This window comes from Opacimonas viscosa, assembly GCF_024199005.1.
Lineage (GTDB): Bacteria > Pseudomonadota > Gammaproteobacteria > Enterobacterales > Alteromonadaceae > Opacimonas > Opacimonas viscosa.
The window spans coordinates 1-242 of the sequence record NZ_JANATA010000296.1 but is presented as its reverse complement, the minus strand read 5'-3'; the positions used below and the strand labels follow the sequence as shown (position 1 = coordinate 242).

The 242-nt window shown below is 49.2% G+C and carries 1 protein-coding gene; it reads right to left on the bottom strand.

Annotated features, from left to right (window positions below; translation table 11 throughout):
- Nucleotides 1–104: 104 nt before the first annotated feature.
- On the bottom strand, nt 105–242 hold a 138-nt coding region (locus NLF92_RS13675), incomplete at its 5' end, for a helix-turn-helix domain-containing protein (protein ID WP_254102816.1).

The following is a 242-nucleotide window of genomic DNA, read 5'->3' as shown; positions in this document are numbered from 1 at the left end:
ACTAACGCGTAAATAATCCCGAACTGACGGTTAATTCGGGCATTCCCCTCTACCCTTCGGGCTGAGGGGAATGAGCCAGCGCCGCCTCAACCTTAACGCATAACCTACCGCTCTTCATCCAGTTGTAACGCCACATACAGCAGCAACCTGTCATCAAAATTGCCCAAATCAAGCCCGGTCAGTTCCGATATACGATTAAGCCGATACTCCAGGGTATTACGATGAATAAACAACGCCTTTGA